Genomic DNA, 24,195 nt, shown 5'->3' with positions numbered 1-24,195 from the left:
AACTGTACAGTCGCGCTTCGCGGCACGGATGAGGACGTGCATACGCCTAGAATCAACATATAAAAACACAGCGGGAGTATCGGATGAAGCTCGTACCGGTGGTACTTTCAGGGGGCGCGGGCACGAGGCTGTGGCCGGCCTCGCGTCAGGCCTATCCCAAGCCATTCATGAAACTGGGCGGCCAGGCCTTGCTCGAGCAGGCCGTCGCGCGCGGCCAGGCCTGCGGCACGGATGAGCTGCTGGTCATCACCAACCAAGACCACCTCTTCCTGACGCGCAACCTGCTGGAACAGCTGGCCGATCCTCCCCTCGCCCATTTCCTGCTCGAGCCACAGGGGCGCAATACCGGTCCGGCCATCGCGCTGGCCGCCCTGCACTGCGCGGCCCGCCACGGCCCCGACACGGTCCTCCTCGTGCTGCCGGCCGACCACCTGATCCCCGACACACGCGCCTTCGTGGCCTGCGCGCTCGAAGCGGCGCAACTCGCGCAGCAGGGCCAGCTGGTGGTGTTCGGCATCCACCCCACCACGCCCGAAACCGGGTTCGGCTACATCGAGGTGGAACACGTGGGCCGCGAAAGCCAGCGCGTGCTGCGCTTCGTCGAGAAGCCCGACCTGGCCACCGCGCAGGAATACCTCGCCACCGGCCGCTTCTACTGGAACAGCGGCATGTTCTGCTTCACGGCCCAGACCATGCTGGATGCGCTGGCCGCCCACGCGCCCCATGCGCTGGAGACGGCCAGGCAGGCGCTGCGCGAAGGCGTGACCACCGGCGACGTGACGCGCTTCGACACCCACCTGTTCGGCCTGCAGCCCGACATCAGCGTCGACTACGCGGTGATGGAACACGCCTCCAACGTGTCCGTGGTGCCGGCGCGTTTCGGCTGGAGCGACGTCGGGTCCTGGCCCGCCGTGGCCCAGGCGCACACCCCTGACGCCAGCGGCAACACCTTCATCGCCGAGGTGGTCGACGTGGACACCCAGGACACGCACGTGCAGGTGGAAAGCCACGGGCCCAAGATCGTGGCCACCGTGGGCGTCAGGGATCTCGTGATCGTCGACACGCCCGATGCCCTGCTGGTAGCGAACAAGCACTCGGCGCAGAAGATCAAGTCGGTGGTTGATGCGCTCAAGGAGCGCGGCCACGAATGTACGCAGTTGCCCGCGACCGTCCACCGGCCCTGGGGCACGTATGCCACGATCAAGGAAGAAGCGGGCTACAAGGTCAAGCGCATCACGGTCAGACCCGGCGCCTCGCTGTCCCTGCAGTACCACCATCACCGCGCCGAGCACTGGGTGGTGGTCAAGGGCGTCGCGCTGGTGCAGGTCGGCGAGCGCGAAGTGCGCACGGAAGCCGGCCAGTACCGCTACATCCCCCTGAAGGAAAAGCACAGGCTGTCCAACATCGGCACCGAGGAACTGGTGGTGGTCGAGGTCCAGTGCGGCGACTACCTCGGTGAGGACGACATCGTTCGCCTGGCGGACACCTATGGGCGTGCATGATGACTCTGGTGAGAGCGCTATGGGCCTACCGCGGCTTCATACTGGGTAGCGTCAAACGCGAATTCCAGTCCCGCTACCAGAACTCGGTGCTGGGCGCCGCATGGACGGTGCTCAACCCGCTGGCGATGATCGTCGTGTATACGGTGATCTTCTCGCAGGTGATGCAGGCACGGCTGCCGGGCGCCACCGGCGGCTTCGCCTACAGCATCTACCTGTGCGCGGGTGTGCTGACCTGGCAGCTGTTCTCTGAAATCACGACCCGCGCCCAGGGCGTGTTCATCGAGAACGCCGGCCTGCTCAAGAAGCTGAATTTCCCGCGCATCAGCCTGCCGGTCACGGTGGTCACCAATGCGCTGCTGAACTTCGCGATCGTCTTTTCGCTGCTCACCCTGTTCCTGCTGCTCACCGGCAACTTCCCCGGCTGGCCCTTCCTGGCCCTGGTGCCGGTGATCGGCATCCTGGCGATGTTCGCCATCGGCCTCGGCATCACGCTGGGCATCCTGAATGTCTTCTTCCGCGACGTCGGCCAGGTGTTCGGCATCTTCCTGCAGTTCTGGTTTTGGCTGACGCCCATCGTCTACCCGCGCAGCATCCTGCCTGCCCGCGTCGTTGACTGGCTCTGGATCAATCCCATGGCGCCGCTGATCGGCGCGGCGCAGGACGTGCTCGTGCATGCGCAGTGGCCGCATTGGCTCTCGCTGCTGCCGCCGCTGGTGGTGGCCATGCTGCTGTGCGCGCTGGGCTGGCGCCTGTTCCGGCGCCACTCGGCCGAGCTGGTGGACGAACTCTGATGGGAACGATCACCGTCGAAGGCCTGGGCAAGGCCTACAAGCACTACCCCTCGCGCCGGGCCCGCCTGGCTGAGTGGCTGATTCCGCTGGCCGGCAAGCGCCACGACCTGCGCTGGGTCCTGCGTGACGTCAGCTTCCGGGTCGACGCTGGCCGCGCGCTGGGCATCATCGGCGTCAACGGCGCCGGCAAGAGCACGCTGCTCAAGATGATCACCGGCACCACGAACCCCACCACCGGCAGCGTGCGGATGACGGGCCGGGTCGCGGCGCTGCTCGAACTGGGGCTGGGGTTCCACCCCGACTTCACCGGCCGGCAGAACGCGATCATGGCGTCGCAGCTGCTGGGGCTGTCGGCGCAGGACATCGAGCGCCTGATGCCCGGGATCGAGGCCTTCGCCGAGATCGGCGAGTACATCGACGAGCCCCTGCGCGTGTACTCCAGCGGCATGCAGATGCGCCTGGCGTTCAGCGTGGCCACCGCCGTGCGTCCCGACGTGCTGATCGTCGACGAAGCGCTGTCGGTGGGCGACACCTATTTCCAGCACAAGAGCATGGACCGCATCCGCAGCTTCCGGGAGCAGGGCACGACGCTGCTGCTGGTGTCGCACGACAAGGGTGCAATCCAGTCGATCTGCGACGAAGCCATCCTGCTCAATGAGGGTCGCCTGGCAATGCAGGGCGAGCCCGAAGCGGTGATGGACTACTACAACGCTCTCATCGCCGAAAAGGAAAAACGCACCGTGCGGCAGCACACGGCGCAGGACGGCCGCATCCAGACCATATCTGGCACCGGTGAAGCCACGCTGGGCCACGTCCGCCTGCTCGACGAGCACGGCGAGCCGGCGGAGACCCTGCGGGTCGGCGCACGCGTCACGCTGGAAGTCCAGGTGCAGGTCAACACGCCGATTGACAGTCTGGTCGTCGGCTACATGATCAAGGACCGGTTCGGGCAGCCGGTGTTCGGCACCAACACGCATCACCTCGAGCGCAGCGCAGGCCCCCTGCACGCCGGCGACCGGGTCACCCTGCGATTCGGATTCGTCGCCAACCTTGGCGAGGGCAGCTATTCAATGGCAGTGGCTGCGCATGACGCTGAGACGCACATGACGAAGAATTACGAGTGGCGGGACCTGGCGGTGGTGTTCAAGGTTCTCAATTTCTCAGTGCCGCGCTTTGTCGGGACGTCCTACCTGCCCACGATAGTGAGCGTCGAGATCAACGAGCATGAGGAAGCACTGCGGGAATGAGCCAGGATTTCTACCGCGCCTTTGAGGACCGCCACCGCGGCTCGCGGGATCTCATCAGGGATCGCCAGCGGGTCTACCTGTCCTTCCTGCGTCCACTGGCGCAATTGGGCATGCCGCCGCAAGCCGTAGACCTCGGCTGCGGACGCGGCGAGTGGCTCGAACTGCTGCGTGGCGAGGGCTGGCGAGCCAGTGGCGTAGACCTCGACGAAGGGATGCTGGCAGCCTGCCATGAACTCGGACTCGACGTGCGAAGCGGCGACGTGCTGCAGCACCTTCAAAGTCTCGCAACGGCCAGCCTGTCGGTTGTTTCGGCTCTGCACGTCGCCGAGCACATGCCATTTCGAGATTTGCAGTTGCTGGTGAGTGAAGCGCTGCGTGTCCTGCGCCCTGGCGGCTTGTTAATCCTGGAGACTCCGAACCCAGAAAATCTCGTCGTCGGCTCCTCGGGCTTCTACATGGACCCGACCCATGCCCGGCCGCTGCCGCCGCCGCTATTGGCCTTCCTCGCGGAATTCAGCGGCTTCGGCCGGGTCGCAACCCTGCGGCTTCATGAAGCCCTGGCCCCCCCCGGAAGGCCGGTTGAACTGATCCATGTGCTCGCGGGCGTGAGTCCCGACTACGCCATCGTGGCCCAAAAGGGTGAACTCAATGGCAATGCCGACGACCAAGCGAGGGCCGCACTGGACGCAGCCTTTGCGCAGGCATGCGGATCGAGCCTCATCGAGGCGGCCGCGCGCTACGACCAGCAATGGTCAGCCCGGCTGCGCGAGATGCATGTCATCGGCGAAATGGCGCGCGAGTCCAGCATCTTGCTGACACGCGGCCAGCAGGCATTGAAGGAGCGGCTGGACGCCATAGAACGGGCGAATGCGATTGGCGCAGGGTTGGAGCGCGGCGCTGTCAACCACGTGTTCGCGCTCAACGACCAGATCTCCGCCCTGAATCGCCAGGTGGAGGCGATGCGCCGGAGTACCTCGTGGCGACTGACCGCGCCGCTACGCTGGGCCGGTGCGCTGCCCCGCGCGCTGCGTCAACGCGGTGTGAAGGGGACGGCCCGTGGCGCGCTGCGCCATGTTGCAATGGCGTCTGCCCGCACCGCAGCACGAATCCTGCGCGATCGTCCCAAGGCCCGCGCGGCGATCATGCGCGCGGCCAAAAGATTGGGACTGGAGCGGTATCTCCAGCGCATGCGATCGACCCCGCCGGCTCCCGTGATCATCCAGGAATCGAACCGGATGACCGCAAGCGCACACCGTGTGCATCAAAATCTGAGGTTCTCCCTGACCAGACGCTTGGAGAAAAAGGAAGAACTCGTTGCGGATCGTCATTGACCTGGAAGCGGCGCAGTCGCCGCATTCGCGCAACCGCGGCATCGGCCGCTATTCGATGGCGCTGGCCAAGGCGATGCTGCGCCATGGCGGCAAGCACGAGTTCATCGTGGCGCTCAACGGCATGTATGCCGACACAGTCGTGCCGGTGCGCGAGGCGCTGGCCGGACTGCTGCCTGCCCGCAACATTGTCAGCTGGCAGGCGACGCAGCCACCGCTGGTCGCGCACAACGCCGGGGAGCGGCGCGCGTTCGAAGTCGTGCGTGAAGCGTTCCTCGCCAGCCTGAAGGCCGATGTGGTGCACGTCGCCAGCCTGTTCGAGAGCGGGCCCCACTCGTTCACCAGCATTGGCCTCGGCGAAGCGCCGCACCGCACCGCGGTCACCCTGTACGACCTGATCCCGCACGTCTACTCCGACATCTATCTCTGGCACGAGCAGGCCGCCCGAGAATACAGCGAGAAGATCCAGCACCTCAAGCGCGCCGACCTCTGGCTGGCGATCTCGGAAGCCTCGCGGCGCGAAGGCATCGAGCGCCTGGACCTGCCGGGTGAGCGGGTGGTCAATATCTCGTCAGCGGCCGACGAGCATTTCACGCCGGCCGCCGTGAGCGCGGAGGCCGAGGTGGGTCTGCGGGTGCGCTACGGCCTGTGGCGCCCTTTCGTGATGTACACCGGCGGCATCGATCACCGCAAGAACATCGAAGGTTTGATCGAAGCGTGGGCGCAGCTGCCGCACGAGCTGCGGTCGCGCCACCAGCTGGCCATCGTGTGCTCGGTGCAGCCCGCCGAGCGCGAGCGCCTGGAGCAGCTTGCAGCCGCATCCGGCCTCGCTAACGGCGAACTGGTGCTCACAGGCTTCGTGTCGGAGCAGGACCTGCTGGACCTGTACCGGACTTGCAAGCTGTTCGTCTTTCCGTCGCTGCACGAGGGCTTCGGGCTGCCTGCGCTGGAGGCGATGCGTTGCGGCGCGCCCGTGATCGGCGCCGACAACAGCAGTATTCCCGAAGTAATCGGCCGCGCCGACGCGCTGTTCAATGCCCGCTCCCGCGCATCGATCACTGCCAAGCTCCAGCAGTGCCTGGTGGACGAGCCGTTCCGGCTCGAGCTGGCGCGCAATGGCCCCGAGCAAGCGCAGCAGTTCAGCTGGGACACCAGCGCCAAGACCGCGCTGGCCGCGATCGAGACGTTGGGGCCGCCGGCCCGCCGCGCCGCGCCTGCGAGCCCGCGGCGCAAGCGCCTGGCCTACGTGTCGCCCCTGCCGCCATCGCGTAGCGGCATTGCCGACTACAGCGCGGAACTGCTGCCGGCGCTGGCGGCGCACTACGACATCGACGCCATCGTCGAGCAGCCGGAGCAACTCGAAGCCCTGCCGCCGGGGTCAGTCCGGAGCAAGCGCAGCGCCGAATGGTTCATGGAGCACGGCGACGAGTACGACCGCATCCTGTACCACTTCGGCAACTCCGAGTTCCACGTCCACATGGTGCCCCTGCTCGAACGCTACCCGGGAACGGTGGTGCTCCACGATTTCTTTCTCAGCGGGATGCAAAGCTACCGCGAGCTGGTGATCGCCAAGGAGCCGAATTGGTCGCAGGCCCTGTACGCCTCGCACGGCTGGCCGGCGCTGCTGCGGCGCGCGTGCGGCGCGGACATCCACAACGTGATCCATGAGTTCCCGGCCAATTTCGAGGTGCTGCGCGGCGCCCAGGGCGTGATCGTCCACTCGCCGTTCTCCCGACAGCTGGCCGGCGAGTGGTACGGGCCCGGCGCAGCCGACGGCTGGTCCCTCATCCCGCACCTGCGCGTGGCCCTGCCGGTACGGCGCGAGGAGGCGCGGGCGCAGCTCGGGCTGGAGGCGGACGACTTCCTGGTCTGCTCCTTCGGCATCCTGGCGGAGACCAAGATGAACCACCGGCTGCTGGCCGCGTGGCAGCGTTCGAGCCTGGCGCGTGACCCGCGCTGCCGCCTCGTGTTCGTCGGCGAGAACCATCCCGGCGACTACGGGCGCGAACTGCTGCGAAGCATCGAGGCCGGGCCGGGCCGCGTCAGCATCACCGGCTGGGCCAGCCCGGAGGACTTCCGCCGCTACCTGAATGCCTCGGACCTCGCGGTGCAACTGCGCACCCTCTCGCGCGGCGAGACCTCAGGCACCGTGCTCGACGCAATGAACCATGGCGTGCCGGTGATCGCCAATGCCAACGGCGCCATGGCTTACCTGCCGCGCGATGCCGCGCTGGTGCTGGACGAGGAATTCACCGACGAACAGCTGGTGCAGGCGCTGGAAAAGCTGCGCAGCGACCGCGAAGTTCGAACGGCCCTCGGCCGCGCCGCGCGGCGCATCATCGAAACCCAACATTCGCCCACCGATTGCGCCACAGCCTATGCGCAGGCGATCGAGCGTTTCGCCGCGCAGGCGGCGCACAGCCCGGCCGCGCTGGTTCGACAGGTCGCGGCCGTCCTTCCTGCGGACACCGACGACGCGGTGACCGGCAATCTTGCCAGCGGCATCGCCCTGAGCCTGCCGCAACCGCGACCGGCGCGGCAGCTGCTGGTAGACGTCGGCACGTGGGTCCGCGCCGCGGGCGATTCAGCATCTGAGTTGCCGGCGCTGCTGCTCGGAATGATCGAGCATCCCCTGCCCGGCTGGCGAGCCGAGCCGGTGTACCAGGCCGCCGATGGCGAATGGCGCTACGCGCACGAATTCATGCTGCGCCACTATGGTTGCCAGTTGCGTATCGCCGGAGATGAAACCATCGAGATCGGCAGCAGCGACCTCTGGGGCTGGTTCGGTCCGCGGGAGGGCGAGACGACGCTGCCCCTGCCGGCGGTCCGCGAGGGCCTGGACACCGTCAGCTTGCCGGCGGAGGGCGAACCCGAATTTATCTGGGCCTGGTTGGCCGTGGTGCGCCCGAGCAGGCGCGGCCCGCGGCTCTTCTTGGACATCTCGGAACTGGTGCGACACGACTGGCAGGGTGGCATCCAGCGGGTGGTGAAGAACTACCTGATGGAGCTGCTGCGCCGGCCTCTCGCAGGGCACACGGTGATCCCGGTGTACGCCACTCCGCGCGAGCATGGATACCGCGTGGCCATGGCCTTCCTGTGCGAAGCCGCGGGGCTGCCGGTGGACGACGAACAACCCGGCGACTGGATCCGCCCGCGCGCGGGCGACACCTTCTTCGCCATGGACCTGCAGCCGCACCTGATCACCAAGCACGAGTCCTACCTCGACGAGCTGCAGCGCCAGGGCGTGCGCACCGCCTTCCTGGTCTACGACCTGCTGCCGGTGCGCCTGCCGGACTGCTTCCTGCCGGGGGCGGCCGAGCACCATGAACGCTGGCTGCGCGTGGTCGCCAAGTCGGACCTGGCGATTTGCATTTCAGAATCGATCGCCGACGAGTTGCGCCACTGGCTCAAAGAGCACTGGGGCGACGACGCACGCCGCCGCCAGCCGGAAGTCCGCGCCGTGCACCTGGGCTCCGACATCAGCGACCGCATCGCCACCCGTGGCCAGCCCACCGGCGCGCCCGAACTGCTGGCGCGCATCCGCCAGCACACCAGCTTCCTCATGGTCGGGACGATCGAGCCGCGCAAGGCCTACGCCGCGGTGCTCGCTGCCTTCGAAACGCTTTGGGAAGAAGGGCACGACACCATGCTGGTGATCGTCGGGCGGCCCGGCTGGATGGTCGACGAACTGCAGGCGCGCCTGCGCTCGCACCCCGAGCGGGGCCAGCGCCTGGTTTGGGTGGAAGACGCCAGCGACGAATTCCTGGAAGCGCTCTACGAGAGCTCGACCGCCCTGATTGCCGCCTCCCGCGGCGAAGGCTTCGGACTGCCGCTGGTGGAAGCGGCGCAGCGCGGGCTGCCCATCATCGCGCGCGACCTTCCTGTGTTCCGGGAAGTGGCCGGCACGCATGCCCACTACTTCCGCGACGACGGGGCGCTGGCCCTGTCCGCGTCGCTCGCGACCTGGATGGAACTGGCGCGGGAAGACCGGCATCCGAAGCCGGAAGGGCTGCCGCGGCTCACCTGGGAAGCAAGCGCGGCGCAGGTCAAGCGCGTGTTGCTGGAGACGGCCCAGTCCGGGGCCAATGCCGCCCCGCGGGCGGCATCAGCCGATGTAGGCCATGCCGGCCTGCATGACGCCGAGCAGCAGGGCCTGGTTCTCGGGTGATTCCGAGAAACCGACGAGGATGTCGGCGCGCGTAGCGCCGTGCTGCAGGCGGTCCAGGTGGAAGGCGAGGCCGCCCTCGTCCGGCGCGCGGTGCAGCACATTGGCATACAGCCGCGTGACGAACTCGCCGTCATCGACGACGCCGTAGGCCTGGTATTCGGGACTCAGGAGGAAGTTGCCCGCCACGCCCGCCAGCGACAGCCCGCTCTCCAGGGCATTCATCTGAAATCCCAATCCCGGCAGGTCCGGCGCCCGGTCGAAGGCCGCCTGGTACAGGCGATAAGCCTGACCGGCCGAACCCTGGATATCGAAGGCGAGTGAAAAGTCGCTGAACTCCACCCGCTCCACCTCGCGCAGCGTGTCGAAGCCATCGCGCCAAGGCATGGAATCGGCCACCTGGATCAGTCCGGGCGCGACCACGTTGACCGCGTAGGAGGCGCGCGCGCCACTGTAGATGGCCACGTCGACGCCACCGCCGCCGGTGAGCACATCGTCGCCGCCGAGGCCGCGGAAGCTGTCGCGGCCCAGGGTGCCGGTGAAGTTGTCCGCGCCGTCGCTGCCCAGATAGATGTTCGGGCTGGAGGCCGGGGCGGCGCCGGGGCTCAGGCCGATCAGCGTGTCGTTGGCGGACATGGCCGCTCGCAGCCAGTCCATCGTTCCCGGCCCGAAGAGACCGGCATAGGTCGACGAGGTGGCAGCGAAGTCGCCGCTGGACAGCACGCCCGCGACCGAGGTCACGCCGCCGGCGGTATAGAGCAGCGGGCCGCCCGAGGCGCCCGGACCCAGCCCCGAGGCGACATCGTAGACCCCCCAGGAGTCGGACGCGTCGGCCCACACGCCCTCTGCCATCAGGCCGGTGCCGCGCGCCGGGTAGCCGGACATCAGGCCGTAGAAGTCCGTGGGCATCTGCGTCACCGGCAACCAGCCGCTCACCTCACCGATGCGCGAAGTCATGCCGATCAGAACCAGGTCGCCCGCGGACTCCTGCGGCGTCATCAACTGGTCGCCATTGAAGTCCCAATTGGCGGCCCGCGCGTTCAGCGACCCCACGTCGCTGAACTGACCGAGCGGCGCGCTGAATGGCAAGGTGTCGGCGCCGGGGTAGACGATCACCTGCCGCGCCCAGCCGCCCCGGCTTTCGTCGAACACCACGTGCAGGGCCGTCAGCACGTCGTTGATGCCGACCACGACGCCGGAGGCCCGGGTGGCGGATCCGTCGGCCCAGTCGCAACGGATATAGCAAACCGACGCGTAGGGCGCGGCCGTCGTGGGGGTGATTTCAAACATGTGCTTGAGCCCAGTGTACGGGCCCGGCGGGCGGCGCGGCGGGCATGGTTACCGTGCGTATCCGCTGCGCGTGACTTAGGTGGCGGCGCCTTGCAACGGCGGGAATTTCGTCAGTCTGTCGGCCAGCGCAACGAAGTGCGGATTGAGAAGGGCACGGTCCAGGCCGTAGCGCAGATCGCCGCCCTGCGCAGCGAGCACCGCGCCGCCGGCCTGCTCCAGCACGGCCTGCCCCGCCGCGGTGTCCCACTGGTTGGTGGGACCCAGGCGCGGATAGATGTCTGCGGCGCCTTCGGCGATGCGACAGAACTTCAGCGAACTGCCGGCGGCCGTGTAGGTGTGCGCGCACTGCAGCCGTTCGAGCCAGCCATCCAGCACGCCGTCATCATGCGAGCGGCTGCCGATCACGCGAAGCGGCCCTTCGGAGCGCCGGGCGCGCAATGGCGTCTGCACGTCACCCTGGCGCTTCCAGGCACCCAGGCCCTGCGCGGCGAAGAACAGTTCGCCCAGCGCCGGCGCCAGCACCACGCCCGCCATCGGGCGGCCCTGTGCGATGAGCGCGATGTTGACCGTGAATTCGTCGTTGCGCCGGAGAAATTCCCGGGTGCCGTCGAGCGGGTCCACCAGGAAGAAGACGTCCCGCGCGCCGCTGCCGGCGGATGTCGATTCCTCCGACAGGATGAACACGCCGGGAAAGAGCGACTCCAGCCCGGCGCGGATCACTTTGTCCGCACGAAGGTCGCCCTCGGTCAGCGGCGATTGGTCCTGCTTGTGCCAAGAGGCGAAGTCGGTGCGGTACACCGCCATGATCTCGCGGCCGGCCGCCTGCGCGATCTCGCACAGGCTCTCGAGTTGGTCACGGCGTATCAGCATGGGGCGTCCAGCCCACCAAGCCTACCGCGCCGTCCTCCGCCGTAGCAAGCGCCAACATCTCGACGACGGGCTCTTGCCGTGACCTGAATCACATTCAAGAAACGCTGCTGTTCGCGCCTGCCAGATCGTTCACCCACTGCAACTGGCGGGGCAGGCAGACGCGCTTCAGGTCATAGTGGGTGCGCGCGAACTCGCGCGCATTGGAGCCCAGGCGCATGCGTTCGGCCGGATCATCCAGCAGCGCGCACACCTTGGCGGCCAGGCCGTCGACGTCGAAGAAGTCCACCAGCTGGCCGGTCTGGCCGTCCTGGATCGCCTCCAACAAGGGCCCGGTGTTGCTCGCGACGATCGCGCAACCGGTGCTCATCGCCTCCAGCAGGCTCCAGCTCAGGACGAAAGGGTACGTGAGGTACACATGCACCGTGGACAGCTGCAGCAGCCCGATGAATTCCTTGTACGGAATGCGGCCGAGAAAGTGCACATGCGAACGATCGAGGCGATCGGCAACCTCGGAAAGGTAGATGTCCTTCCAGTTCCTGCCGCCCTCGGGCCGTGGGCCATAGCTCACGTCGTCGCCGCCGACGATCAGCACTCTCGCGTTCGGCCGCTGCTCGAGGATGCGCGGCAAGGCGCGCATGAACACGTGGTAGCCGCGGGTGGGCTCCAGGTTGCGGTTGACGAAGGTGATGATTTCTTCCGCCCGCGTGAGCCTGATCTTGTCGTTCAGGGTCAGGCTCACGTTCGGATTCGGCGCCACGGCATCCGTGTCGATGCCGTCGTGGATCACCGAGATCCTGCTGCGGAAGGGTTCGGGAAATGTATCAGCCTGCCAATGGGTAGGAGAGATTGCCGCGTCTGCCGATTCGAAATGCAGCAGGTTGTTGACGTTCTTCAAGCGCAGGCGGCAAGGATCGCCCAGGTCAGTAACCGGAAACTCGGGGTCGAACCCGACGTCGAGTCCCGTCTGGCGATAGAAGAATTCGCAATAGATCGCCAGGCGCGCACCGGGCCAAACGTCTTTAAGGAACAGCGATTCTCCCCACCCTGGATGGGCGATGATCACGTCGGGCTCGTAGCCTTCGCTGCGAAGCTGCACGCACTTTCGGAAGGCCGCTTCGCCGCGAATCGTTTTTGTCTCCAGGTCCAGCATCCACGGATGGATACCGGGTGTCGATCCTCGCGGCACTGCATACGGAACCAAGTTCAAGCCTTGCCAGATGCTAGGCGCATCCTTGCGAAGTGTCATGGCGTGCACCGTGTTGCCGGGGGTCGCCGCCAGGGCTGGGGCCAGGGATTTGAACTGGCCCGGGAAATTTTGGTGGACGAAGAGGATTTTCACATCAACGAATGCGCATTCGACGTTTAGGCCCGGCGCGTGCCGAGCACTTCGAGAAGAAGGGCCTGATTCACACGCCTATTATTTCCGCGACGATTGCGTGGAGGCTCTCGCTACTGGGCCGGCGAATTGGATGAAACGCACGGCAACACCGGCATCCTCAACGTGTGCTGCTCGAGCCCGCTAAGCCAGTGCCGACCTGCATAACGCCGAGAAGCAGGGCCGAGTGAGACACCCGCGACCATCGGGGGCGCGTCGCATGGGGCCGGGCAGCCGATCATCTCGCCCTAGAAGTTTATGGGCGACTGCCCCGAGCAGCAACCACTCGGTCACTTCGCCGATGCGGAACATACCGATCAGCGCCAGGTCGTCGTCCGCTGGTGGTCGCCGCGGAACTAATAAGCAGAACGTCGAGGAATAACGCCGGGCTGAGCCCGGCGTTGTTGAAGTCGAAGTTGATCGGCTTACAGCAGGATGTCGGCTGTCGTGAGACTGCTCACGCCAGTCAGCACGATGGCGAACTCGGCGTCCGTGTCGGCGTCGGTGCTGCCCAGCAGCGTGTGCGAAGCCGCATCGAAGCGCAGCTGCCCCGCGGCGTTGCCGCTGAAGGCGGCGGTGCCGATGAAGCGGAACGCCTGGTCCCCGGCCATATCGAGGCGAGCATCGATGGCACGCAAGTCGATCTTGTCGCCCTGGCGGGCGTTGAAGTCGGTCACCTCATCTGGCGTTGCGACGGATGTGTCAGCCGCGGCGCTGAAGGTGAAGGTGTCTGCCCCCAGCCCGCCGGTCAGCGTATCGGCGCCGCCAAAGCCGTTGAGGACGTTGTTGGCGGCGTTACCCACGATCAGGTTGCTCAACGCATTGCCGCTGCCGGACAAGCTGCCCAAGCCACCCAGCGTCAGGTTCTCCTGGTTGACCCCGAGCGTATAGTTGACCGCGGCGATCACGGTATCCACGCCTTCGTTGGCATTCTCGACGACCACATCGCCCGCTTCATTGATGTAGTAGGTGTCGTTGCCTCGACCGCCAGCCATGGTGTCGGCGCCCAGGCGGCCGTCGATGACGTCGTCGCCGATGGTGCCAACGAGGGAGTCGGCACGGCCAGTGCCGACAACGCTGATGCCCGGCACGGTTTCGTTGGCGCCGTTGATCGTCACCGTGATCGTCTGCGAGGCGCTGCCGTCTTTGGAGACGGCCGTGAAGGAGTCAGTGAGCGACTGGCCCGCGCCGAGGTTCTGAATGGCCGCCTGGCTGTTGTTGGCTGTGTAGGTCCAGGTCCCGTTCGCAGCGAGCGTGAAAATACCGTAGCCATTGCTGCCAGTGGTTCCAACTTGAGCCGTGAAGCTGGACTGGCCCTGGTCGACATCATTGACCGTCAGCGAGCCGCTAGTGGCGAGATTGCCCGCGGTGACAGCGATGTCCTCGGTGATTGAGCCGGTTGCCCCACCGCCGATTACGGCCGTATCGTTCGCGCCGTTGATGGTGACGGTGACAGTTTCGGAGGCGCTGCCGTCCTTGGAAACCGCCGTGAAAGAGTCAGTGAGCAACTGACCCGCACCGAGGCTCTGGACGGCCGCTTGGCTGTTGTTGGCGGTGTAAGTCCAGGTGCCGTCCGTGGCGAGCGTGAAGGTCCCATAGCCGTTGGCACCGATGGTGCTGGCCTGCGCCGTGAAGCTGGCTTGCCCCTGGTCTACATCGGTGATGCTCAGCAAACCGCCGGCCGTGAGATTGCCCACAACGAGAGAGGTGTCCTCGGTGGCCGCGCCGCTAGTGACTCCGCCGATCTCTGCGGTGTCGTTGGCACCGGTCAGGTTGATCGTGATGGTGCGCGTGGCCGTCGCTCCGTTCGAATCGGTCACCGTCGCGGTGAAGCTGTCGCTGGGGTTGCTGCCCGAGGCCAGCGCGTTCACCGCCGCCGCGTTGACCGCGTAGCTGTAGCTGCCGTCAGCGTTGACCGTCAGCGCACCGTACACGCCTGCCGCGCTGCCGCTCCAGGTCAGGCTGTCGCCGCTGTCGACGTCGCTGGCGCTCAGCGTGCCGGTGATCGGCGCGTAGGTATCGCCCGCGGCCGTGTCGGTCACCGTGTGCGTGTACGTACCGCTGGCCACCGGCGTGTCGTTGGCACCGGTCAGGTTGATCGTGATGGTGCGCGTGGCCGTCGCTCCGTGCGAATCGGTCACCGTCGCGGTAAAGCTGTCGCTGGGGTTACTGCCCGAGGCCAGCGCGTTCACCGCCGCCGCGTTGACCGCGTAGCTGTAGCTGCCGTCAGCGTTGACCGTCAGCGCACCGTACACGCCTGCCGCGCTGCCGCTCCAGGTCAGGCTGTCGCCGCTGTCGACGTCGCTGGCGCTCAGCGTGCCGGTGATCGGCGCGTAGGCATCGCCCGCGGCCGTGTCGGTCACCGTGTGCGTGTACGTGCCGCTGGCCACCGGCGTGTCGTTGGCACCGGTCAGGTTGATCGTGATGGTGCGCGTGGCCGTCGCTCCGTGCGAATCGGTCACCGTCGCGGTAAAGCTGTCGCTGGGGTTACTGCCCGAGGCCAGCGCGTTCACCGCCGCCGCGTTGACCGCGTAGCTGTAGCTGCCGTCAGCGTTGACCGTCAGCGCACCGTACACGCCTGCCGCGCTGCCGCTCCAGGTCAGGCTGTCGCCGCTGTCGACGTCGCTGGCGCTCAGCGTGCCGGTGATCGGCGCGTAGGCATCGCCCGCGGCCGTGTCGGTCACCGTGTGCGTGTACGTGCCGCTGGCCACCGGCGTGTCGTTGGCACCGGTCAGGTTGATCGTGATGGTGCGCGTGGCCGTCGCTCCGTGCGAATCGGTCACCGTCGCGGTAAAGCTGTCGCTGGGGTTGCTGCCCGAGGCCAGCGCGTTCACCGCCGCCGCGTTGACCGCGTAGCTGTAGCTGCCGTCAGCGTTGACCGTCAGCGCACCGTACACGCCTGCCGCGCTGCCGCTCCAGGTCAGGCTGTCGCCGCTGTCGACGTCGCTGGCGCTCAGCGTGCCGGTGATCGGCGCGTAGGCATCGCCCGCGGCCGTGTCGGTCACCGTGTGCGTGTACGTGCCGCTGGCCACCGGCGTGTCGTTGGCACCGGTCAGGTTGATCGTGATGGTGCGCGTGGCCGTCGCTCCGTGCGAATCGGTCACCGTCGCGGTAAAGCTGTCGCTGGGGTTACTGCCCGAGGCCAGCGCGTTCACCGCCGCCGCGTTGACCGCGTAGCTGTAGCTGCCGTCAGCGTTGACCGTCAGCGCACCGTACACGCCTGCCGCGCTGCCGCTCCAGGTCAGGCTGTCGCCGCTGTCGACGTCGCTGGCGCTCAGCGTGCCGGTGATCGGCGCGTAGGTATCGCCCGCGGCCGTGTCGGTCACCGTGTGCGTGTACGTACCGCTGGCCACCGGCGTGTCGTTGGCACCGGTCAGGTTGATCGTGATGGTGCGCGTGGCCGTCGCTCCGTGCGAATCGGTCACCGTCGCGGTAAAGCTGTCGCTGGGGTTACTGCCCGAGGCCAGCGCGTTCACCGCCGCCGCGTTGACCGCGTAGCTGTAGCTGCCGTCAGCGTTGACCGTCAGCGCACCGTACACGCCTGCCGCGCTGCCGCTCCAGGTCAGGCTGTCGCCGCTGTCGACGTCGCTGGCGCTCAGCGTGCCGGTGATCGGCGCGTAGGCATCGCCCGCGGCCGTGTCGGTCACCGTGTGCGTGTACGTGCCGCTGGCCACCGGCGTGTCGTTGGCACCGGTCAGGTTGATCGTGATGGTGCGCGTGGCCGTCGCTCCGTTCGAATCGGTCACCGTCGCGGTGAAGCTGTCGCTGGGGTTGCTGCCCGAGGCCAGCGCGTTCACCGCCGCCGCGTTGACCGCGTAGCTGTAGCTGCCGTCAGCGTTGACCGTCAGCGCACCGTACACGCCTGCCGCGCTGCCGCTCCAGGTCAGGCTGTCGCCGCTGTCGACGTCGCTGGCGCTCAGCGTGCCGGTGATCGGCGCGTAGGTATCGCCCGCGGCCGTGTCGGTCACCGTGTGCGTGTACGTGCCGCTGGCCACCGGCGTGTCGTTGGCACCAGTGATCGTCACGGTCAACGTCGACGTGCTGGGCACACCGCCACCGTCCTGCATTGTGTATGTGAAGGAGTCAGTGGCAGTCTGCTCCAGCGCCAGCGCATTGGCGTTGTCCGCAACGTAGCTAAAGCTGCCATCGGCGTTGAGCGTCAGGCTCCCATAGGTTCCAGCCTTGGCCACCCCCACGCTGCCGCCCGTGAGGGCGGTCACCGTCTTGGTGTCCCCTGTATCGTCGAAATCGTTGGTCAGCACGTTGCCCGTGGCCGCCGGACCGTCTTCGGTCGCACTGGCCGTGTCAGGAAAGGCCTGCGGCGCATCGTCGACACCGTGGATCGTGACAGTGACAGTCTTCGCGGTGCCGTCGGCGGCCTGGGCAACGAATGAGTCGGTAATCGCTTGGCCCGCGCCCACCTGCTGGATGGCTGCCTGGGCGTTGGAAGCCACATAGGTCCACGCGCCGTTGGCTGCGAGCGTGAAAGTGCCGTAGGTGCCAGCAGTGCTGGCCTGAGCGATGAAGCTGGACCCGCCCTGGTCGGCGTCGGTGATGGTCAGTGCGCCGCTGGCGTTGAGATTGCCTAGGCCATCGACGGCGGCATCTTCGGTGACGTCACCAGTGCTCACGCCTCCGATCACGGGCACATCGTTTGTACCGGTGATGGTAATGGTGACCAGTTGGGTCACCGAGAGTCCGCCGTTGTCCGTGATCGTGACGTTAAATGTTTCGGTCACCTGCTGGCCCGCTGCCAAACTCTGCACGGCAGTGTTGCTGTTAGGGAGGTTGTAGCTCCAGGTGACGACGCCCGCGTTGGCGCCGTTGGGATCGGGGGTCGTGACACTGGCGGTCAGCGAGCCGCCGAGCGAGTTGCTGACGACCGCGGTGGACGCGACGTGCGTATCACCGTTGTTTTGATCATCGAATCGTATGGTGCCGGTGACGGTCAGTGTTGCTGCGGCGTCCTCCGTGACAGCGCCATCGAATGCATTCGGCGGACTCGTTGGGCTCGGAACCGATGGGATGATGGGCGCTTGGTTTACCGCCATGGGTCTTTCCTCCTCGGGCAACTTGCCCACTGGTGTTGCAAAGCACTGGCCTTCGCGCTCACAACGCAGCTGCGCTACAACGCTTGAGGTCCAGCAACCGTCGGAGGAAAGCTGAGTCAACCTTGCGGCATCGGGCCGTGGATCTGATGCAAGCCGTTGGGACTCACCACCTCTCGTGAAGTCAATGTAACTGTTGCTTTCACTTTTTGCAATGCGATTCGGTTAAACCTTCGCAAATCACATGGACAAGATTCCTAAAACGCGATAGACCCATCCTCACTGTAACAACATGTTATGCTAGAGGACGGCGGTCGGTCGGCTATATGCTCGGGAGGCACGTGTTTAGCGAACCAGCACGGTGGTCTCGATCGCGTTGTCGACCGACATATAGCTGGCCGAGGCGGTGCGCACGCGGCGTGCAGGAGCCTCTTCCCAGCGCTTTTCAGCGGACGGCAAGCTGTGCTAAAGAAAAACGCCGGGCTGAGCCCGGCGTTCTTGAGGTCGAAGTTGCTCGGCTTACAGCAGGATGTCGGCTGCCATGAGACTGCTCACGCCCGTCAGCACGATGGCGAACTCGGCGTCCGTGTCGGCATCGGTGCTGCCCAGCAGCATGTGCGAAGCCGCATCGAAGCGCAGCTGCCCCGCGGCGTTGCCGCTGAAGGCGGCGGTGCCGATGAAGCGGAACGCCTGGTCCCCGGCCATATCGAGGCGAGCATCGATGGCACGCAAGTCGATCTTGTCGCCCTGGCGGGCGTTGAAGTCGGTCACCTCATCTGGCGTTGCGACGGATGTGTCAGCCGCGGCGCTGAAGGTGAAGGTGTCTGCCCCCAGCCCGCCGGTCAGCGTATCGGCGCCGCCAAAGCCGTTGAGGACGTTGTTGGCGGCGTTACCCACGATCAGGTTGCTCAACGCATTCCCGCTGCCGGACAAGCTGCCTAAGCCACCCAGCGTCAGGTTCTCCTGGTTGGCGCCCAGCGTGTAGTTGACCGTGGCGATCACGGTATCCACGCCTTCATTGGCATTCTCGACGACCACATCGCCCGCTTCATTGATGTAGTAGGTGTCGTTGCCTCGACCGCCAGCCATGGTGTCGGCGCCCAGGCGGCCGTCGATGACGTCGTTGCCGGTGGTGCCGACCAGCGAATCGGCGCGCCCGGTGCCGACAACGCTGATGCCAGCATCGTCGGCTCCAGTGACGATGACGTTAACGGTCTGACTGGCCGCGCCGCCGTGGCCGTCGTTCACGGTCACGGTGTATCGCTGGGTCAGCGTTTCTCCTGCGCCGAGATGATCCACCGCAGAGTCGGCCACGGTGAAGGTCCAGGTGACCTTGCCTTCGCCATCGCCGGTGGAATCGCTGACCACCGCGGTGAGGGCCCCGAGATAGCCGGCCCCCGCCGGGATGACAGTGACCGAGTGACTGTCGGCGACATCCAAGTCCTTGAACGGGATCACGCCGTCGGCCACCAGATTGGTGATGCCTTCGCCAAGCCCTCCGTCGGCGATCTCCTTCACGGCGCCGGAAACTTCACCCAGGGTCAGGTTGTCGATCGCCAGCGCGCCCGGTACCGTGACATCGGTAAACCAGCCATAGCGGTTGCCGCCGACAACTGTCGAAACCGCAAGGTCTGTCGTGATTGTCGTGCCCCAGACGCGGGTACCGGCGGCATCGATCAGGTTCATGTCGACTGCCAAATAGCCGCCGACATCGTGGAACACATGCTGCAGGGTGTACCAGCCAGTGCTGGCGACGACTGCGTGATCTCTCGACTCGAGATCTTCCATAGGTGCAAAGTTGGAGCCGGTGCCCGTGCCAACGAGAAGTTGACCGGTGCTGCTGTCCTTGGTGACATGGAAGATGAAGTCGCGCAGGTAGCCACCGCTCTTGTCGCTGGCCGCGACCGAGTAGTCGAAGCCATTACCGGCAGACCAAGCGGTATCAAGGTAAACATCGACGCTTGCCGTGAGGCCTTCGATGAACTCGCCCCGATAACCGTCGAACCGCGTGAACGGCCCATCCCCATCTGTGCCCGACGCAGACGGTTCCTCTGTCACGATCGCATAGTTGACGCCGACAGGGCCGGACGCCACTCGAGTGATCGTGCCCCGTCCGTCGGCAATGACCCCAAGTGTGTCGGCTGCAAAGGCCTGGACGAAGCCAAGAGTGGGTTTGGTGTTTGGCATGACTACTACTTTTCTCCTCGGGCAATCTCGCCCGCTCCTCGGTACAACTTGCAGCCGCTCAAGCGCACCGCACGACTTGCAGTGACTCGAGATCAGCCATCTATAGGGAACTCAACCCTCATGCGGCTCAGAGTGCCAAGGCCAACTGAATGCCGGGCTGTGACGAACTTGCGCTCCCGTTGCACAGAGACAGTGCATGTGTCACTGTATCGGTGCATTGACAACCGTAACAGTGCATCTCATCCATTGCAATAGGATGCAACCGCCTCTGTCGTAGTTTGCAGACTCGTCTTGGACAAGGATTGACATGCCTTGAGGAGGATCAAATCCGGGAGCCATGTCCGGCACCCAACGGCACCCAGTTGCGAAGGATCGGTTCGGGCGCCGAACTTACACTTCCCGGGCCCGGGTTCGTGTCGGCGTGTCAGGCATTGGGGGGAGCCATTCGGCGATCGGCCAATGCAACAAAGAGGGAGTTTCCAACTCCCGTGCACAGACCACAGCGGCTGGCTCAAGCCCGCGTGGTCGGAACGTCAACGCGAGGTGACGTCCACCCCCATAAGTTTGATGATTTCGCGATACCGTGTGTGCATCCGGCGCATTTCGGAGTCGAGATGCTCGGGACCACCGCCAACAGGGATTTGCGCGGAAATGCGCATCGACTCCCGAACCTCCGCGGCACGAAGCACTGCATTGAGCTCGCGGTTTAGCTGCTCCATGCGCTCTTTCGGCGTTCCTTTCGGCGCGAAGATCCCGGTGAAACCCTCCAGGAAGAAACCTCGCCAAGCCATCGACAGCAGCGGGAGGCTTCCCATGTCCGGCGGAAGCACGTCACGACTGGAGACGGCGACCAAGCGGAGGCGCCCAGCATGTACCAGTGGCAGCAAAGAGCTGACCGGCGCGAAGGTCAAGTCGGCCTCGCCCGCGACGACAGCTTGCACCGCAGGCGCTGCGCCGGCGTACGGGACGGATGTCGACCGGCCTTTCAGCAGGATTTTGAGTTGCTCGCAAGCAAGTTCGGGCGCCCCAGGCACGACCGAGCAGTTCAGGCCCTCCCGGCGCGCGGCCGCGAGTCGCTCCAGATCCTGCGGTATGGTCACCGTCGAGCTTGTGCTGACCGCCAGGGCGTAGGTCTCGGCCGAGATCTGGATCACCGGCACCACTCCGTCAACGCTGAGCGAGGTCTTCTGGAGCAACGGCGCGATCGCCATGCTCGTGGTGCTGTACAAGAGGGTCCGTCCGTCCGCCGCTGCACGTGCGACGAAGTCGGCACCGATCAGCGTGTTGGCGCCCGGGCGGTTCTCCACGACCACCGGTGCCCCCGCGATCACTGCCCACTCCTTTGCTATGCGACGGGCAGTGGTGTCGAGCGTGGCCCCTGGCGGCACAGGGACGACCAGCTTAATGGGCTGGATATCTTCTGCCTGAGCGATTGGCGCCACGGAAATCCATGCCGAGCAGGCCAGAATCCAGGCCCGAGCGGCAAGTCCCCAGCGGCTCATGCCGGCACCCCGACCGGTGTCTTGCCAGGAGATCCGCGTCGGATCCCCTTGGCGAGCTCAGCGCGCATCACCTTGCCGGACGCATTTCGGGGCAGCGCGTCCAGGGTGACGAAACCACGTGGAACTGCGATGGCGGGCAGCACCTCCGCACATCGCCGCTGCAGCCGGGGCCAGTCCACCTCGCCCTGCGGTACGATCACAGCGACCAGCGACACCACCGCGTGCTGGTCGGCCACTCCGACAACCGCACACTCGAGCACGCCAGGCTCGCGCGCGAGCAACTCCTCGACGCGAGCCGGGTCAACCTTGACGCCGCCGAGATTGATGACGTCGCTCGCCCGGCCGGAAAGATAGACACGCCCGTCGAGTGCCACGCGGCCTATGTCCTTGGAATAGAACCAGCCATCGCGGAACGCCTGCGCATCGTCTACGCTCGCATCGGGCGAAAGAATGTAGCCTGAGGCCATGGTCGCCGATCGCATGCGCAGCAGGCCTTCGCCCTGCCCGGGTGGGATAGGCTGGCCCTTCGGATCCACTGCCTGCACCTCCAGGTAGTCGACCAGACGCCCCGCACACGCAGGATCCGAGTCCATCAACGCAGGGTTGAGCAGGGCCACCATGCCCACCTCGCTGGCGCCGTAGTTGATCAGCAGGTTCTCGCAGAGCTCCCTGCGCACCTGCGCGCGCTGGGCGGGCGATACAGCGGCACCACCCAACATGGTCCTGCGCAGACTGGCGGGGCGCACTGCCTCGCCCTGGCCACGCGCAACGGCCAGCATCCCCAACGCATTTCCCGGACTGGTGACGAGGAACGTCACCTGATAGAGCTGCAGCGCCTCCCACGCCTTGTCCGCACTCTCCTGCCGGGCCACCACGGCCGCGCCGGCGGCGAGCGTGCGCATCCAGTACGTGACCGCGAACACCAGGCCAGTGCCCATTTGAACAAGCACGCGATCCTGAGGGAGAACGGGCACGATCGAGCCCAGCGCGTGGTTCTTCAGAATCATTGCCTCATGGGCAATCTTCATCGCCTTCGGCCGACCCGTAGTGCCCGATGTGAATGCGATTCGCCAGATGTCCTGGGGCTCGGCCTGAACCATGCGAACGGGTTCCGGGCTGGGCGCCTGTGCAAAGAGCTCCCTTACACTCATCCGGACCACTGCGCCGGGTGTCGCGAACTTGGGAACATCGACGTCGCCATGGAAGAAGAATTTCACTCCGCAGAGCTCGGCGTTGCGCGCCTTGTCCTCGTCCGAGCCTTCGGTACCCAGCGAAACGGAGATGCCGCCCAGCCAAGCGGTGGCGAGGGTCAGCCAAACATGCGGCAGGCTGTTGCGGGCCAGGATTCCGACCACGTCGCCGCGGCGCACGCCGAGCTGCGCCATCCTCGAGGCGAGCCGGAGCACGTCACCCATCAACTGTTCATAGCTGACAACCCCATTCGGGGTGATCAGCGCCGGTGCTTTGGGACGGGAAAGTGCCTGCCGGGCAATGGCTTGGACGACATTCATGGGATAAAAGATCAGATAGCAACGGCTCGGGCCATGGGAAAGCCGAGTGTCGTCATTATGGCCCAGCTGTTGTGCAGCACATTTGTGCCTGCTTCCGGGCCGTGAACAAGTTATCGGAGAACGCCAATCAGGCGGCTTGCCTGATCGCGCGACGGCGTTCGATTGTCTGCCTTAGCAGCCGATCCAAGGCTCGTGCCTTCACTGACAGGTCGTGATGGCGTGCCGCCTCCCGCGCTTGCGCACTCATCGCCTCGTAGTGTTGCGAATCGCAGTGCAGGGCATTCAGCGCATCCCACCAATGCTGGGCTTCCTCTTCCGTTGGCATATGCCAGTGATCACGCATGCAGGCTGTCGGCACGGGGAGTAACGTGCCACCTCCGGCGAGGGTTTCTGGAATGCCGCCGCGATTGGTCGCGACGACCGGAATACCGTTGGCGATCGCTTCAACGAGCACCCGGCCCGCAGCTTCGAACCAGAATGAGGGACACAGTAGTGCGCGAGTTTGTGCGTACACCTCGCGCATGTCGTCGCTACGGGGCACCACCGTCACATGTTCGGTGAGTGCCGGGTCGAGCTTGAGCCGTTCGATGGCGGCAGCCAGCGTGCCGCGACTCTCAACGACCAGGAACCGCAGGTCGGGCGCCCGCGTCCGCGCCATGGCCACCAGCCGCAGGAACAGGGTCACCCCCTTCTCGGCCACGGGATTGATAAAGGTGATGTACCGCGGCTCGCTTCGTACTGCGATGAAGCGGCTGGTGTCCACGTAGACGCCGACGTTGCGCGCTTCGATGCCCAGGCGCTGCGCGTACATCTGCGCCGTCACGCCCGAGTTGGTGATCACCTGGTCGATCTCAGCGAACGTTTCCCGATTGTTGTAGCTGCCGTTGGCAAGATAAAAGACCACAGCGGCGCCCTGTCGGCGCGCCTCTCTTTGCAACGCAGCGTCGAGGACCAGTCCGCCCATCGTGAGTACCACGTCCGGCTTCACCTGGGCGAGCCAGCGGCGCGCAAGCTGAAGGAACAGGGCTTCCTCGAGGGGACTCATCTGCATGCGCTGCGTCTTGCCCAGGTGAACCACCATGTGGTCCACACCCTCCACCGTGCCGCGCCACACGGGCGCGCGGGTGCCTTTCAAGTTGCCGCGCAGGGGCAGGCCCCAGCCCGCGACCACTTCCGCCAGCGATCTCGCGGGTGGCGGGCGGTCGAACACCGCGGCGCTTAACGAATGGGTCTGCCAGTCGACACCAGACAGCGCCCGAAGCATGGTCAGCAGTGAAATCGCCGCGCCACTGGTGCGGTCCTGCAGTGCATTGGGAGCGAGATAGGCGATGCGCGGTCGCCGGTTCTCCATCTCGGCAGCCGGTGGTTCGTTTAACCCG

At 65.9% G+C, this 24,195-nt stretch carries 13 protein-coding genes; 5 read left to right on the top strand and 8 right to left on the bottom strand.

The genetic code is table 11. The features are described 5' to 3' along the window. Positions 1-83 precede the first annotated feature (83 nt). The 5 genes from UC35_RS14465 to UC35_RS14445 are packed head-to-tail and all read left to right on the top strand — an operon-like array spanning position 84 to position 9,036. Positions 84-1,502, top strand: coding sequence for a mannose-1-phosphate guanylyltransferase/mannose-6-phosphate isomerase (locus UC35_RS14465; protein ID WP_061500866.1), 1,419 nt, complete (start codon positions 84-86; stop codon positions 1,500-1,502). Further along, entirely contained in the window at positions 1,502-2,293 is a 792-nt protein-coding gene (locus UC35_RS14460) for an ABC transporter permease (protein WP_415752675.1), read from the top strand. The genes UC35_RS14465 and UC35_RS14460 overlap by 1 nt, the downstream gene beginning before the upstream one ends. Next, entirely contained in the window at positions 2,293-3,540 is a 1,248-nt protein-coding gene (locus UC35_RS14455) for an ABC transporter ATP-binding protein (RefSeq protein ID WP_061500862.1), read from the top strand. The genes UC35_RS14460 and UC35_RS14455 overlap by 1 nt, the downstream gene beginning before the upstream one ends. Then, positions 3,537-4,871: a class I SAM-dependent methyltransferase gene (locus UC35_RS23135; protein ID WP_082793217.1), complete on the top strand. Its 1,335-nt coding sequence runs from the start codon at positions 3,537-3,539 to the stop codon at positions 4,869-4,871. Before UC35_RS14455 ends, UC35_RS23135 begins: the two co-directional genes overlap by 4 nt. Next, positions 4,855-9,036 (top strand): glycosyltransferase, encoded by a 4,182-nt coding sequence (locus tag UC35_RS14445; RefSeq protein ID WP_061500859.1) that lies wholly within the window; start codon positions 4,855-4,857, stop codon positions 9,034-9,036. Before UC35_RS23135 ends, UC35_RS14445 begins: the two co-directional genes overlap by 17 nt. On the opposite strand, the gene UC35_RS14440 is transcribed toward UC35_RS14445, so the two are convergent. The 8 genes from UC35_RS14440 to UC35_RS14405 all read right to left on the bottom strand — a co-directional run bounded on the left by UC35_RS14440 (position 8,974) and on the right by UC35_RS14405 (position 24,167). Beyond that, positions 8,974-10,323, bottom strand: coding sequence for a DUF4214 domain-containing protein (locus UC35_RS14440; protein ID WP_061500857.1), 1,350 nt, complete (start codon positions 10,321-10,323; stop codon positions 8,974-8,976). The genes UC35_RS14445 and UC35_RS14440 overlap by 63 nt on opposite strands. 75 nt (positions 10,324-10,398) lie before the next feature. After that, positions 10,399-11,193 (bottom strand): 3'(2'),5'-bisphosphate nucleotidase CysQ, encoded by a 795-nt coding sequence (gene cysQ, locus UC35_RS14435; protein WP_061500855.1) that lies wholly within the window; start codon positions 11,191-11,193, stop codon positions 10,399-10,401. Between the two features lie 94 nt (positions 11,194-11,287). Then, positions 11,288-12,532, bottom strand: coding sequence for a glycosyltransferase family 4 protein (locus tag UC35_RS14430; protein WP_061500853.1), 1,245 nt, complete (start codon positions 12,530-12,532; stop codon positions 11,288-11,290). Between the two features lie 461 nt (positions 12,533-12,993). Continuing rightward, positions 12,994-17,619: a beta strand repeat-containing protein gene (locus tag UC35_RS14425; RefSeq protein ID WP_061500851.1), complete on the bottom strand. Its 4,626-nt coding sequence runs from the start codon at positions 17,617-17,619 to the stop codon at positions 12,994-12,996. Between the two features lie 516 nt (positions 17,620-18,135). Next, complete coding sequence (locus UC35_RS14420; RefSeq protein ID WP_082793215.1) at positions 18,136-19,803, bottom strand: M10 family metallopeptidase C-terminal domain-containing protein; 1,668 nt, start codon at positions 19,801-19,803, stop codon at positions 18,136-18,138. A 533-nt stretch (positions 19,804-20,336) separates the two neighbouring features. Beyond that, positions 20,337-21,305 carry a tripartite tricarboxylate transporter substrate-binding protein gene (locus UC35_RS14415; protein ID WP_082793213.1) on the bottom strand — a complete coding sequence of 323 codons (969 nt, stop codon included), beginning with the start codon at positions 21,303-21,305 and terminating at the stop codon, positions 20,337-20,339. Next, positions 21,302-22,816 (bottom strand): class I adenylate-forming enzyme family protein, encoded by a 1,515-nt coding sequence (locus tag UC35_RS14410; protein WP_061500845.1) that lies wholly within the window; start codon positions 22,814-22,816, stop codon positions 21,302-21,304. Before UC35_RS14410 ends, UC35_RS14415 begins: the two co-directional genes overlap by 4 nt. A gap of 127 nt (positions 22,817-22,943) precedes the next feature. Further along, positions 22,944-24,167, bottom strand: coding sequence for a glycosyltransferase family 4 protein (locus tag UC35_RS14405; RefSeq protein WP_061500843.1), 1,224 nt, complete (start codon positions 24,165-24,167; stop codon positions 22,944-22,946). Positions 24,168-24,195: the final 28 nt, after the last annotated feature.

It is taken from the genome of Ramlibacter tataouinensis, from assembly GCF_001580455.1.
Classification (GTDB): domain Bacteria; phylum Pseudomonadota; class Gammaproteobacteria; order Burkholderiales; family Burkholderiaceae_C; genus Ramlibacter; species Ramlibacter tataouinensis_B.
This window is presented reverse-complemented; position numbering and strand designations above follow the sequence as displayed.